Here is a 13,371-nt window from a genome sequence, read left to right as displayed (position 1 = left end):
CTATAGTAGAAATCATCAAAGAGGAGTGACGACAAATGCGTAAAAAATGGTCTACACTTGCGTTTGGATTTTTAGTAGCGGCATACGCACATATTAGAATTAAAGAAAAACGCAGTGTGAAAAGTTATATGTTAGAACAAGGTATACGATTATCTAGAGCTAAGCGTCGTTTTATGTATAAAGAAGAAGCGATGAAAGCATTAGAAAAAATGGCGCCACAGACAGCAGGTGAATATGAGGGCACCAATTATCAGTTTAAGATGCCAGTAACAGTGGATAAGCACTTCGGTTCAACCGTTTATACCGTTAATGATAAACAAGATAAGCATCAACGCGTTGTATTATACGCACATGGAGGCGCATGGTTCCAAGACCCACTCAAAATTCATTTCGAATTTATTGATGAACTTGCAGAAACACTCAATGCTAAAGTCATCATGCCAGTATATCCGAAGATTCCGCATCAAGATTATCAAGCGACGTATGTGCTTTTTGAAAAGTTGTACCATGATTTATTGAATCAAGTAGCAGATTCTAAACAAATCGTTGTAATGGGTGACTCTGCGGGCGGTCAAATTGCTTTATCATTTGCTCAATTGTTAAAAGAAAAACATATTGTGCAACCAGGACATATTGTATTAATTTCACCAGTTTTAGATGCAACGATGCAGCATCCTGAAATTCCTGACTACTTAAAGAAAGACCCAATGGTAGGTGTGGATGGCAGTGTGTTCTTAGCTGAACAATGGGCAGGGGACACACCTTTAGATAACTACAAAGTATCACCAATTAATGGTGACTTAGATGGTTTAGCTCGTATTACATTAACTGTTGGTACAAAAGAAGTACTGTACCCAGATGCTTTGAACTTATCGCAATTGTTGAGTGCGAAAGGTATCGAACATGACTTTATACCTGGATATTACCAATTCCATATTTATCCAGTATTTCCGATACCAGAGCGCCGACGCTTTTTATACCAAGTGAAAAATATTATTAACTAAAATAAAAAACTCTGATATCACCTATAAGGTAGCTACGTTGTTAAAAATAGTTACTTGCTAAAGTGATTATCAGAGTTTTCTTATTCATCTAATGCTTCAGGTTGTCTTTTAAGTGATAGTAATAAAATTAAAATCATAATAAGTATGATGCCTACGATTTGAAATGGTTTGAATGCCACATGTAACCATAGACTGCTTGCGATAACGGCTACGACAGGTTCAACAGTTCCGAATAATGTTGTTTCTTTCGCTGATATGTATTGTAAACTGTCGATAAAGAAATAAAATGCGAGTGCGGTACCACCGATAATACCAAAGATTAAAAATAATATAATTGATATGTCCCATTTAGTGATATCAATGTGCCAAATTGGATGGCGTAAATTCATCGCAACACCAGAAATAAGCATTGCCCACCCGACAATTAGAATCGAACCGAAGCGGTTAAGTAGGTCTGAAGGATAAATTGTGTAAAAAGCGAGTGCTACACCAGCTAAAATACCCCAGAATAAACTTGCAGGATTGACGACTAAATTAGAAAATGAACCATTCGTTAATAATAAAAATGTTCCTAATAGTGTCATGATAATAGCAAGCACATCAAATAATGTTAGTTTTGCAACGCCTCTTATGACAAACCAAATAATAATATAAACTGGCGCAATGTATTGTAGTAATGTTGCAATCGCAGCATTACCTGTATTAATAGATGCCATATAAGCATATTGTACAACTAACATGCCCAGTATACTGAAGGTAAGTAATTTGCCTAACATACGTCGATCTTGGAATACGCTAAATATAGAACGTTTGGGTTGTATCATTTTGTACATAATAAGTAAGAAAACACCACTGACTACAAGTCGAGCAGTGACGTACCAATCGACATTAATATTCTTATATTTGAACAAGAAATCAGAAACAGTACCACCTAATCCCCATAAACAAGCACCGACAATGGCAAGTATAATTCCTTTTAAACGCAAAGCTGAATGATTATTCGCCAAGTATCTCACCCCTATAAAACTTAACACCAACAACATAAAATATGTCAGTGTATGATAATGATTTAATTCATTATATCGACTTTTAAGAAAGAGTGAAATGAGAAAATAAAAAAATCATCTAAGATGTAGTGGTCTAGATGATAGATAAATGAATCGATATGGGAAATGAATGTTGAAACACAGAGGATAAACTATTTAAATGAGATTTCAGGAAGACTCAAATGTTTTTGCGTAAGAGATCCATGATGAGAATGCTGACTATCTAACACGAAATGTGATACATCATGTCCAGTCATACTCGTATATAAAATAATGACTAAATAAGAAGTGAACGTTATAAAGATAAGTGCTAAATAGATAGAAATTGCAACTTTAACGGAATGACTCAATTGCATCTTTACCGCCTCCACTAAGTTATACTAAATATTTTCATCTTCAGTATAACCAGCCATTGTTAAGTTGATGTAAATTTAGCTTTAAAAAAAGTAAAGATTCAACCTATAGACTATCATCATTCCTATCAGAAAACTAAAAATAATATCCTACTTTAATTATCTTATTGCAAATATATGTGTAATAAGTTATTTTTGAATATAGTGTGCGGTTTTATAAATACAGCACAAAAACAAAAATAAATAGCTCGAAAGATAAAATGTATAAATATTAAAAATCTTTAGAAATATTACTTACTTTCAGATGTAAAAAAGTTATCAAAAAACTGTCACACAACTGTTTGAAATATAGAGTAAAAAGTTAATTAGTAAATATTAATGACAACATAAGTAGTTTTTGAAACAATCCATTTTAAAAATCTTTCACAAATATGAAATATTTAACTTAAATATTTGATTTGATAACAGATAAAAGTTGAAAACGTTTTCTTGAGGGTGTACGATGTTTATGGTCTGAAAATAAAATAAACATAGAGAGAGGTTTTTGGGAAATGGATATTCTGTTAGGTGTAGGCACATTAGTCTTGGTTTTAGTGATCATGACGCTATTTTTAAAGTATGCACCGTACGGTAAACAAGGACTACAAGCATTATCCGGTGCAGCTTGTGCGACATTTCTACCACAAGCATTCTTAAGTTACGCCATTGGTGGCGTATTTGATATTAAATTTCTACAAGATATTGGGGATTTAGCAGGAAGTTTAAGCGGTATCGCAGTAGGTATTCTAACGTGCTTAAACTTAGGCGTTGCACCAGTATTTGCGGTTATTGTTGGTTTAGTATTACATGACTTTAAATTATTACCAGCATTCATTGCAGCTTATGGCGTAGCTTTTTTAATTAAATGGATTGAAAAGAAAGTTCCAGAAGGCTTGGACTTAATTGTGGTGATCTTAATTGCACCAGCAATTGCTTTCGGACTTGCATCAATCATTACACCTGGTGTGCTAGCAACATTAAAACAAATAGGTAGTGCTGTCACTGCGGTAGGTGATAACAATCCATATGCATTAGCGGTCATTTTAGGACTAGTGATTCCTGTTACAGGTATGACACCGCTAAGTTCAATGGTATTAACAAGTTTATTAGGACTGACAGGTGTTCCTATGGCTATTGGAGCACTAACATGTACAGGTAGCTCATTTGTTAACCTTATTTTATTCCGAAAATTAAACATTGGTGGACCGTCAAAAGCATTTGCAGTTTGTATTGAGCCATTGACGCAAATTGATCTAATAGCGCAATATCCAGTACAACTATATGGTACAAATGCACTGATTGGGGTCGTCAACGCATGTATCGTGACATTTAGCGGACTAGTAATAGGTGTCAAAGGTATGGCAACACCAATTGCAGGTGCCATCGTATTGTTTGGCTTTAATAATGCAGTGACATCAATTGTAACAATCGCAACAGTGATTATTGTCAGCATTGTCTTAGCCTATATTATTGGAACACTAATTAATAAGTTTAATTTAATGAATATCAACTTTAAAATGCCGAGCAAAAAGAATCATATTAAGGAGAGTGTTTAATTATGGCAAAGAGCTATGATTATCAAAGTGCTTTCGATATTATCGGACCAGTTATGATGGGACCTTCAAGTTCTCATACGGCTGGTGCAGTAAAGATTGGGAATTCAGCACGCGCAATATTGGGAGATATTCCTAAAAATATTGAAATACATTATTATGAATCATTTGCTCAAACACACCAAGGACATGGTACAGATGTCGCTATTGTGGGTGGAGCAATGGGATATTCAACATTTGATAACCGAATTAAATCTTCATTAGAAATTGCAGCTGATGATGGTATTAAAATAGATATCATCGAAGAAGAAGGCGATAGTATTGGTCAACATCCAAACTGTGCTTATATTAAATCATCTCGTAATGATGGTCGCTACATTGAAATTATCGGTATTTCAATCGGTGGTGGTACAATTAAAATTAAAGGTATTCATATAAATGGACTAGAAGTAGATTTAAATCATGGATTACCAATTTTAGTTGTTGACGGAAATATGAGTAAAGCACAAGTAAATCATTTCATTAATGATATCAACGATATGAAATTAGACTGTAAAGATGAATTTATTAAGATAGATGAAGATAAATGCTTGGTTGTAATACCATTAAATAAAGCAATCTCAGAATCGACATTAAATACAATTAAAGAGAAATACAGTGACGTAAACGTTTCCTATATAAATTAGAGGGGGAATAAACATGTTTGATTCAATTAGAGAGACTATAGATTATGCCGTAGAAAATAATATGTCATTTGCGGATATCATGGTTAAAGAAGAAATGGAATTAAGCGGTAAATCACGTGATGAAGTGCGAGCGCAAATGAAACAAAATTTAGATGTCATGCGAGACGCAGTAATCAAAGGGACAACAGGTGATGGCGTTGAAAGTGTAACGGGCTACACTGGTCATGACGCTGCTAAACTACGTGATTATAATGAAACACATCATGCTTTGTCTGGATATGAAATGATTGATGCAGTCAAAGGTGCCATTGCAACAAATGAAGTCAATGCTGCGATGGGTATTATTTGTGCAACGCCAACAGCTGGTTCCTCGGGTACCATTCCCGGTGCACTTTTTAAATTAGAAAAAACACATGATTTAACAGAAGAGCAAATGATTGACTTCTTATTCACTTCAGCATTGTTTGGGCGTGTCGTAGCAAACAATGCAAGTGTAGCTGGTGCAACAGGTGGCTGCCAAGCTGAAGTTGGTTCAGCATCTGCAATGGCGGCAGCTGCAGCAGTAGCTATATTCGGAGGATCACCAGAAGCATCCGGGCACGCTATGGCATTAGCGATAAGTAATTTATTAGGTTTAGTTTGTGACCCAGTAGCCGGACTTGTTGAAATTCCTTGTGTTATGAGAAATGCAATTGGTTCAGGTAACGCTTTAATTTCAGCAGATTTAGCATTAGCAGGTATTGAAAGTAGAATCCCTGTTGATGAAGTTATTGAAGCAATGGATAAGGTTGGTCGTAACCTTCCTGCATCATTACGTGAAACTGGATTGGGTGGACTAGCAGGCACACCAACTGGCGAAGCAATTAAACGTAAAATCTTTGGCACAGCTGAAGATATGGTTAAAAATAATTAATGAGATAATAATAAGATATTGATAAAAAAGAAGCATCTGTCTGGATCATTCGTACCAGATAGATGCTTCTTAATTATCTTTCATAAAGTTGAAAAATTTATGGGAAATGCATGCTAATCAAAATAGTGATTGCAAAAGCGCCCCCGTATATCTAAAATAACTTAAAAGGAGTGATGATATGCTAAGACTATCAATCATCTTTATAGCATTCATCATTAACACAACGATTACATATGGATATACGACTGAGGGAACGTGGGTCAATCTATTATTTAAATCTTTATCGCTCAGCATGATTATCGTTTTCATGTTCTACTATATTCGTTTTGTTATTGAGAAAAAGCGTTAAATCAAAGCTATGGGGATAGAATTTGAAAAGAAAAAATAAAAGGGACGATGTAAATTGTCCCTGAGAAGTTTAAAATTTTATATGTTGGCTTGTTATGTTAAGTGAATTGACATGGTTGTCTTGTTTATATTATGTGATTCAAACATTACTAGTCTTGTAAATCTAATTCGTAAAATGCTAAATCTAACCATCTATTAAATTTAAAACCTACATTGGTCAGTGTGCCGGCATGCTTAAAAGCAAACTTTTGATGCAACTGAATACTCGCTTTATTGGAAGCATCAATGCCTGCAACTAGCGCACGATAACCTTTAGCTTTTGCTTCAACAATTAAATGGTGTAGTAATTGACTAGCAATACCTTTTCCTCTAGCTGAAGCATCGACATAAATAGAATGTTCGATTGTATATAGGTATGCTGGCCAAGGTCTAAACGAACCGAACGTCGCAAACCCTAAGACACTTCCATTTTCCTCAAATACAAAGACAGGCTCATGCTTACGTTGTTTCGTTTCAAACCATGCGACACGTTCGTCTATGGTTTGTGGTTCATAAGTATAAACAGCTGTAGTATTGATAATGGCATCATTGTATATCGCTAATATAGCGTTTAAATCCTCTTTTTTAGCGCATCTAATCATAACAATTCCCCCTTAGTAATTATTAAAAGCGTTTCGTTATTTGAATGCAAATATGTGTAATGAAATCTAACGTAAAAGTATACATGTAAATTTTATAGTATAAAATGAATTGCTATGAGTCATTTTGAAATTAATGGTATACTATATGAAATGTTAATAGGCATTGTGAAATGTATAAAAGGAGCCTTAACGTATGAAAAAATGGACAAATCGATTAATGACAATCGCTGGTGTGGTACTTATCCTAGTGGCAGCATATTTGTTTGCTAAACCACATATCGATAATTATCTTCACGATAAAGATAAAGATGAAAAGATTGAACAATATGATGAAAATGTAAAAGAACAGGCGAGTAAGGATAAAAAGCAGCAAGCTAAACCTCAAATTCCGAAAGATAAATCGAAAGTGGCAGGCTATATTGAAATTCCAGATGCTGATATTAAAGAACCAGTATATCCAGGACCAGCAACACCTGAACAATTAAATAGAGGTGTAAGCTTTGCAGAAGAAAATGAATCACTAGATGATCAAAATATTTCAATTGCAGGACACACTTTCATTGACCGTCCGAACTATCAATTTACAAATCTTAAAGCAGCCAAAAAAGGTAGTATGGTGTACTTTAAAGTTGGTAATGAAACACGTAAGTATAAAATGACAAGTATAAGAGATGTTAAGCCTACAGATGTAGAAGTTCTAGATGAACAAAAAGGTAAAGATAAACAATTAACATTAATTACTTGTGATGATTACAATGAAAAGACAGGCGTTTGGGAAACACGTAAAATCTTTGTAGCTACTGAAGTTAAATAATCCATTACGCTAATGGATGAATATATTGAGTGGAAAACAGTCTTGATTGCGAGACTGTTTTTTGTTTGGTCTGAGGCACCAATGACGACGTGTCATTGGTGGAGATTGTAAAAATACATAATAAAAAGAAGCGACAATGGATGCCGCTCCTTTTTATGTACTACATACCGATTTTCAACCATCTCTTTCTACTTAGCAATAAGACAATAGTATTAACTATAAGTAGAAGAACGAAGAATGATACTGTATTTATAATTTCAGTAGGACACATAAATGTTGACTCGTTATTCAATATTTTTTCTACGGCACGATACATCGTGTTGCTCGCCTCAAATGGAGCAACGATACCAAATATATTTTTATTAATGGCAACTAAGATGACTGAACCAATCCAATATACAATGCTGATACCTAAGCTGATTAAAATGTTAGGTGAAACCATACTAATCGTTCCAACAACTAAGATATATTGTAAGATAACGAGTGAAAATAAGATTATTAATAGTAAGTAATGTGAGAAATTCGAATATATAATTGAAATAATTGTGATACTTAGAATTATGAACACTAAACATTCAAAAAATAACACTGCCACCTTTTTATAGAAGAAGGTAAATATATTATCGCCAATCAATTTATAAAACAGGATATTTTTATTCGAATACTCTTTATTAATAAAATATGCAAAAACAAATGAAAATAGTAAGAACCCTAATTGCGTTGCAACAGTATATGAACTGAAGAAAAACTGACCATAGCTTAAATTTTTAACTTTATCAATACCTATTGGTAAAAAATACCCAAGTAAGAAAAGGAATATGAATAGCACACCAAGCGTGTAAATAATTTTATTGGAAATACTTTTTTTAAATTCTAATTTCAAAGTGGACACCTCAATTATAAATTAATGTAATCATTTATGACTTCTTCTTTTGATTGGTACTCTTCTATTTGAAGGTCTTTAAAAATAAAGTATTTACCCGGCAAAGCACTTAAATCGGATAAATTATGTGTAATATTGATAATAGTTTTAGTTTGATGGCTTTGAATAAAATCATTTAAAAATTCATAAATTTCATTAACTGTTTTCTTGTCTAAAGCGTTTGTAATTTCATCTAATATGATTAAATCATGATCTTCCAATAAGAAACTTAATAATTTAAGCTTTTGTTTTTGACCATCACTCAAGTTTTTTAGTAGTACGTTAGACGGTATTGCTTCGATGTTTAGTATGTTATAAATCTTATCGAATGTTTGTCGATTGTTTTCAAATTTTGATTTTAACAATGATAATAAAAAATCTTTTGTTATATCATTAGGAATATTTGATGAACTTGATATTAAGGTTACATTTTGAGAAATGGACTTAGGGATATTTCCACTATTATTTAGTAAGAAATCTTTAGCTAACAAAGATTTTCCTACACCATTTTTACCAACAATGTGATTGATCTGACCAAGATAGAAATTTAAATCACAATTGTCAACTAGTTGTTTGTTTTTAACTTTTAAAGAATAGTTATTTAGTTTCATGTATACAACTCCTATGTATAAAGGGATTTATTACACCGATATTTAATTGTATTTTTAAAAATTCTTTCACATTATGTATAGATGTTATAAATTAGTATATCACACTATATTTTGTCCAAATGATAAATGCTTCATTATATTTTTACAATATTCTGAAATTTATGCTCGCCTCTGAATGCTATATCCGGTGTAATGTGTTTTGCATATATGAAAGCAATTTCAAAATGTGAATATAGGTTCATTGTGGTATGACAAACTTCATTGCTTGTCATGAGATGGATATAATGAAGACGACTAAAAGAGCAATGAGGAGGATAATCATGGTTAAGGCTATTGCGGTAGATATGGACGGGACGTTTTTAGATTCGAAAAAGACATACGATAAATCAAGATTTGAAACGATTTTTACTGAACTTAGAAATAGAGATATTACATTTATTGCTGCGAGTGGCAATCAATATGCGAAGTTGAAGTCTATTTTCGGGGATAGAGATATGTATTTTATTTCTGAAAATGGTGCAGTTATTTATAAAGGCAATGAGTTATATAATTATAAAAGCTTTAATCGTCAGGTGTTTCAACAGGTTGTCGATTACTTAAATATGAACCAAGGTATTGATCAACTCGTCATCTGTGGTTTGAAAAGCGCGTATATTTTAAAACATACTTCTGAAGCGTTTAAAGAAGATACGAGATTTTATTATCATCAGTTAAAAGAAATTGACAGTCTACAGCAATTACCTGAGGATGATTATGTCAAAATAGCATTTAATATTAATCGTGAGACGCATCCGAATGTTGACGAAGAAGTAGCAACGCAATTCAGCAATGATATTAAACTTGTCTCAAGTGGGCACGATAGTATTGATATTATTATGCCAAACATGACTAAAGGGCAGGCATTAAAACGATTGTTAGATAAATGGGAAATGTCTCCTTCAGAGCTCATGGCCTTCGGAGATGCGAATAATGATAAAGATATGCTTGCGTTCGCTAAGCATAGTTATGTGATGGAAAATAGTCATGATGAAGAATTGTTCAATATTGCCTCTGCTGTCGCTCCAAGCAATGATAAGCAGGGTGTTTTAACGATTATCGAACAAGAAGTGTTGAAAAAGTAGGTAGTATATCATCAATGAAGCAGCTATCATGATACTAAATACATGTTAAATGAAAACTTTGAATACGAATCATCAAATATTAATATATCTCAAACAGATTAGGCAATAATGCCATAGTAAAATAAGCGCACTACAGTCATTTGATATAGATGATAAAATAAAGCGGATTTTAATCAAATCGATTTTGATACAGATATACAAAATAAAAAGCAAAGGCACATGGCGCGCCTTTGCTTTTAAATATATATTAATTTAAACGTGTTTCACATGTACCAGTGTTAATGACAGATAATGCTGCGTTTAAACCACCTTCAACAAGGTTTTGTACTGCTTCATCAGAGAAGAAAGCAATATGTGGTGTTACTAAAATTCTTTCATGTTCGATTAACTCTAATAATGTTTTATCGTCAATGTCTTTATTAGTCCAGTCATTTGTGAAGTATGCTGCTTCATTTTCATAAGTATCAATCGCAGCACCTAACAAAGTACCATCGTTCACTGCAGCGATTAAATCAGGTGTATTGATGACTGCACCACGTGCTGCGTTAACTAAGATTGCACCTTTTTTCACATGATCAAACATTGCTTTATCGAATAAATGATAGCTTTCTTTGTTCGCTGGAACATGTAAAGAAATAATATCGGCATCTTTAATAGCTTCTTTAACACTATCTTTATAAGTTAAAAAGTCTAAATCTTTATTAGGATAAGCGTCATAAGCTGTAATTGTAGCACCAAATCCTGCATATATTTTAGCTGTAGCAGCACCGATACGACCCGTACCGATAATTGCAACAGTCATATTTTTAACTGGTTTAGACATGATTTCTGCTTGCCAAGTAAAATCATGTGCTTGTACACGGCGTTCAATATCTGGGAAGCGACGCACTAATTGTAGGGCGATAGAAACAGAATACTCTGCAATTGTTTCAGGTGAATAACTAGGAACGTTAGATATCACAATGTTGTGTTTTTTAGCTAAATCTAAATCATACATATCAAATCCAGCAGTACGTTGTGCAATTTGTTTAATACCGTAAGATTCTAATTTAGGATAAACGTCATTTTCTAACTTACCAAATTGCATTGTAGTTACGCCATCGTAATCTTTTAATTGATCGACTGTAGCACTTGATAATAGCTCTTTAGAAGTAGTTACTTCGACATTATTCTTTTTCCCCCAATTTAATGCCATCTCTTTCTCATAATCACGCGTACCAAAGAACATAATTTTTGTCATTATTAAAAACCTCGCTTTTAAAAGATTGAAAAGTAAATGAGTGAAATTAAAGATTATGTACATTAAAATCACGCCACAATTTAATTGTGAAAAATATCACAAATATATTATAACACTAAATTTTCCAAAATTCAAAAGTGTGTTTTATTGCAGAAAACTTATAACATGTGCACAAGTTATAGTGAATTGCAAACGGATTACTTTAGTCTTTTTAAAACATGAAGTATAATTTGTATAGCAATAAATATAAAAATTGGAGGCTATGTTCAATGAGCAATATGAATCAAACAATTATGGATGCATTTCATTTCAGACATGCGACTAAGCAATTCGATCCACAAAAGAAAGTTTCGAAAGAAGATTTTGAAACAATATTAGAGTCAGGTAGATTGTCTCCAAGTTCTCTTGGGTTAGAACCTTGGAAGTTTGTCGTGATTCAAGATCAAGCGTTACGTGATGAATTAAAAGCGCACAGTTGGGGCGCAGCGAAACAATTAGATACAGCGAGCCATTTTGTGCTAATTTTTGCGCGTAAAAATGTAACGTCAAGATCACCGTATGTACAACATATGTTAAGAGATATTAAAAAATATGAGGCACAAACGATTCCAGCTGTTGAACAAAAATTCGATGCATTCCAAGCAGATTTCCATATTTCTGATAATGATCAAGCCTTGTATGACTGGTCAAGTAAACAAACGTATATCGCATTAGGCAATATGATGACGACAGCCGCATTGTTAGGTATTGATTCATGTCCGATGGAAGGTTTTAGTCTGGATACAGTGACAGACATTTTAGCAAATAAAGGCATCTTAGATACTGAGCAATTTGGTTTATCAGTGATGGTCGCATTTGGCTACAGACAACAAGATCCACCGAAAAATAAAACACGCCAAGCATATGAAGATGTTATTGAATGGGTTGGACCAAAAGAATAAATAGAATACAGTATGTCTAAATATATAAAATTAAAAAGTTAGCAATAAAAAAGCCTGCGATTACATAAATGAATCGCAGGCTTTTGCGTGAAAAAATTGTATTAATAAAGTATGGATGATTATTTTTCTGGAACAAGGTCAGTATTTGAATGAACTGTGATGTCAAAACCTTCTGGTGCCGTAAATGTATGTGTTGAGGCGTCGGGTTGATAAATATCAACATGTGTTAATCCATAACTTTGTGCATTGTTTTGTCTTGCTTGATTGGATTGCCAAGTATTAGCAGCAATATGATGGTGATAATGATTCGTTGACATAAATAGCGCACGTGGAAAATCAGACACATGTTGGAATCCTAATTGTTCAATGTAACAATGATATGCTGCGTCTAAGTCATGTGTTTTTAAATGTAAGTGTCCAATCATGCCTTTTGCTGGCATTCCTTGCCAACCTTCATCAGTACGATGTGTTAATAAGGTTTGGCTATCAACTTCTAAAGTATCCATTTTAACTTTGCCATTTTGCCATTCCCATGAAGATGAAGGTCTATCGCTATAGACTTCAATACCATTACCTTCGGGGTCGTTGAAATATAAAGCTTCACTTACTAAATGATCACCAGCGCCGATGCCCATATTTTTTTGTGCCACGAAATATAAGAAGTTAGCTAGATCCTCAGTAGTTGGTAATAAAAATGCTATATGAAAAAGCCCTGCTTCACGTGGGGAAGTCTGACGGCCGTCTTCTAATAAATGTAACGTTAGAGTATGGCCACCAGTCCCAACAGATAATACGGTTGTGTTATCGTCAGAACTTTTAACGGATAGTCCTAAAATGTTTTTGTAAAATGTTGTCATTAAGTCTAAGTCTCTTACGTTCAGTTCAATGTTTGTCACTTGTGTTGCTGTTTTATCGTGAAATGCCATTATGCATCGCCTCGTTTTCTATTTTTCTATAAGTTAGTATAAAAAGTATACCAGAAAAGGAAATGAATTGATAGCAAAAAGTTTGAAATGCAAAATAACATGATGTTTCGCAATTTTATATTGATACGAACAAATAAATCAAAACCACCCGTGTGAACGGGTGGTTTGTTCTGCGGCTATAAGCCTTCCTTACTGGCCAGCCCTAAAAGGGCA

16 protein-coding genes are annotated in these 13,371 nt (G+C 33.6%); 9 read left to right on the top strand and 7 right to left on the bottom strand.

Going from position 1 to position 13,371, the window contains the following annotated elements; genetic code table 11:
* Positions 1-35 precede the first annotated feature (35 nt).
* Positions 36-1,004, top strand: coding sequence for an alpha/beta hydrolase fold domain-containing protein (locus ACXQH5_RS10370; protein ID WP_001228163.1), 969 nt, complete (start codon positions 36-38; stop codon positions 1,002-1,004).
* Positions 1,005-1,084: 80 nt separating this feature from the next.
* Here ACXQH5_RS10370 and ACXQH5_RS10365 read toward each other — a convergent pair whose 3' ends face one another.
* Both ACXQH5_RS10365 and ACXQH5_RS10360 read right to left on the bottom strand, forming a co-directional pair.
* Positions 1,085-2,020, bottom strand: a complete 936-nt coding sequence (locus ACXQH5_RS10365; RefSeq protein WP_078065155.1) for a DMT family transporter — start codon at positions 2,018-2,020, stop codon at positions 1,085-1,087.
* 182 nt (positions 2,021-2,202) lie between these two features.
* A complete protein-coding gene (locus ACXQH5_RS10360; protein ID WP_001177186.1) occupies positions 2,203-2,406 on the bottom strand; it encodes a hypothetical protein in 204 nt (67 codons plus the stop codon).
* A gap of 548 nt (positions 2,407-2,954) precedes the next feature.
* Here ACXQH5_RS10360 and ACXQH5_RS10355 point away from each other — a divergent pair.
* The 5 genes from ACXQH5_RS10355 to ACXQH5_RS10335 all read left to right on the top strand — a co-directional run bounded on the left by ACXQH5_RS10355 (position 2,955) and on the right by ACXQH5_RS10335 (position 5,943).
* A complete protein-coding gene (locus ACXQH5_RS10355; RefSeq protein WP_000353637.1) occupies positions 2,955-3,998 on the top strand; it encodes a PTS fructose transporter subunit IIC in 1,044 nt (347 codons plus the stop codon).
* Between the two features lie 2 nt (positions 3,999-4,000).
* Positions 4,001-4,681: an L-serine ammonia-lyase, iron-sulfur-dependent subunit beta gene (sdaAB, locus tag ACXQH5_RS10350; protein ID WP_001140231.1), complete on the top strand. Its 681-nt coding sequence runs from the start codon at positions 4,001-4,003 to the stop codon at positions 4,679-4,681.
* A gap of 13 nt (positions 4,682-4,694) precedes the next feature.
* Positions 4,695-5,594, top strand: coding sequence for an L-serine ammonia-lyase, iron-sulfur-dependent, subunit alpha (gene sdaAA, locus ACXQH5_RS10345; RefSeq protein ID WP_000460421.1), 900 nt, complete (start codon positions 4,695-4,697; stop codon positions 5,592-5,594).
* Positions 5,595-5,612: 18 nt separating this feature from the next.
* Entirely contained in the window at positions 5,613-5,711 is a 99-nt protein-coding gene (locus ACXQH5_RS10340) for a hypothetical protein (RefSeq protein WP_031845086.1), read from the top strand.
* Between the two features lie 61 nt (positions 5,712-5,772).
* Entirely contained in the window at positions 5,773-5,943 is a 171-nt protein-coding gene (locus tag ACXQH5_RS10335) for a hypothetical protein (protein ID WP_001549802.1), read from the top strand.
* Between the two features lie 148 nt (positions 5,944-6,091).
* Here ACXQH5_RS10335 and ACXQH5_RS10330 read toward each other — a convergent pair whose 3' ends face one another.
* Complete coding sequence (locus ACXQH5_RS10330) at positions 6,092-6,583, bottom strand: GNAT family N-acetyltransferase (RefSeq protein ID WP_000617353.1); 492 nt, start codon at positions 6,581-6,583, stop codon at positions 6,092-6,094.
* Positions 6,584-6,776: 193 nt separating this feature from the next.
* Between ACXQH5_RS10330 and srtA the strand changes: the two genes are divergently transcribed.
* Positions 6,777-7,397 carry a class A sortase SrtA gene (gene srtA, locus ACXQH5_RS10325; RefSeq protein ID WP_000759357.1) on the top strand — a complete coding sequence of 207 codons (621 nt, stop codon included), beginning with the start codon at positions 6,777-6,779 and terminating at the stop codon, positions 7,395-7,397.
* A 160-nt stretch (positions 7,398-7,557) separates the two neighbouring features.
* Here the strand turns inward: srtA and ACXQH5_RS10320 are convergent, their stop codons facing one another.
* Complete coding sequence (locus tag ACXQH5_RS10320; protein WP_078065307.1) at positions 7,558-8,289, bottom strand: peptide ABC transporter permease; 732 nt, start codon at positions 8,287-8,289, stop codon at positions 7,558-7,560.
* A 5-nt stretch (positions 8,290-8,294) separates the two neighbouring features.
* Complete coding sequence (locus tag ACXQH5_RS10315; RefSeq protein WP_000773919.1) at positions 8,295-8,930, bottom strand: ATP-binding cassette domain-containing protein; 636 nt, start codon at positions 8,928-8,930, stop codon at positions 8,295-8,297.
* A gap of 320 nt (positions 8,931-9,250) precedes the next feature.
* On the opposite strand from ACXQH5_RS10315, the gene ACXQH5_RS10310 reads away from it, so the two are divergent.
* Positions 9,251-10,051: a Cof-type HAD-IIB family hydrolase gene (locus ACXQH5_RS10310; protein ID WP_000237542.1), complete on the top strand. Its 801-nt coding sequence runs from the start codon at positions 9,251-9,253 to the stop codon at positions 10,049-10,051.
* A gap of 247 nt (positions 10,052-10,298) precedes the next feature.
* Here ACXQH5_RS10310 and ACXQH5_RS10305 read toward each other — a convergent pair whose 3' ends face one another.
* Complete coding sequence (locus ACXQH5_RS10305) at positions 10,299-11,291, bottom strand: D-lactate dehydrogenase (RefSeq protein ID WP_000161536.1); 993 nt, start codon at positions 11,289-11,291, stop codon at positions 10,299-10,301.
* A 269-nt stretch (positions 11,292-11,560) separates the two neighbouring features.
* Between ACXQH5_RS10305 and ACXQH5_RS10300 the strand changes: the two genes are divergently transcribed.
* Positions 11,561-12,232 carry an NAD(P)H-dependent oxidoreductase gene (locus ACXQH5_RS10300; protein WP_000069098.1) on the top strand — a complete coding sequence of 224 codons (672 nt, stop codon included), beginning with the start codon at positions 11,561-11,563 and terminating at the stop codon, positions 12,230-12,232.
* 119 nt (positions 12,233-12,351) lie between these two features.
* Here ACXQH5_RS10300 and ACXQH5_RS10295 read toward each other — a convergent pair whose 3' ends face one another.
* Positions 12,352-13,158, bottom strand: coding sequence for a VOC family protein (locus ACXQH5_RS10295; protein ID WP_000863974.1), 807 nt, complete (start codon positions 13,156-13,158; stop codon positions 12,352-12,354).
* Positions 13,159-13,371: the final 213 nt, after the last annotated feature.

Source organism: Staphylococcus sp. SA22, from assembly GCF_054165785.1.
The sequence above is the reverse complement of the archived record's forward strand: the minus strand, read 5'-3'. Positions and strand labels throughout refer to the sequence as shown.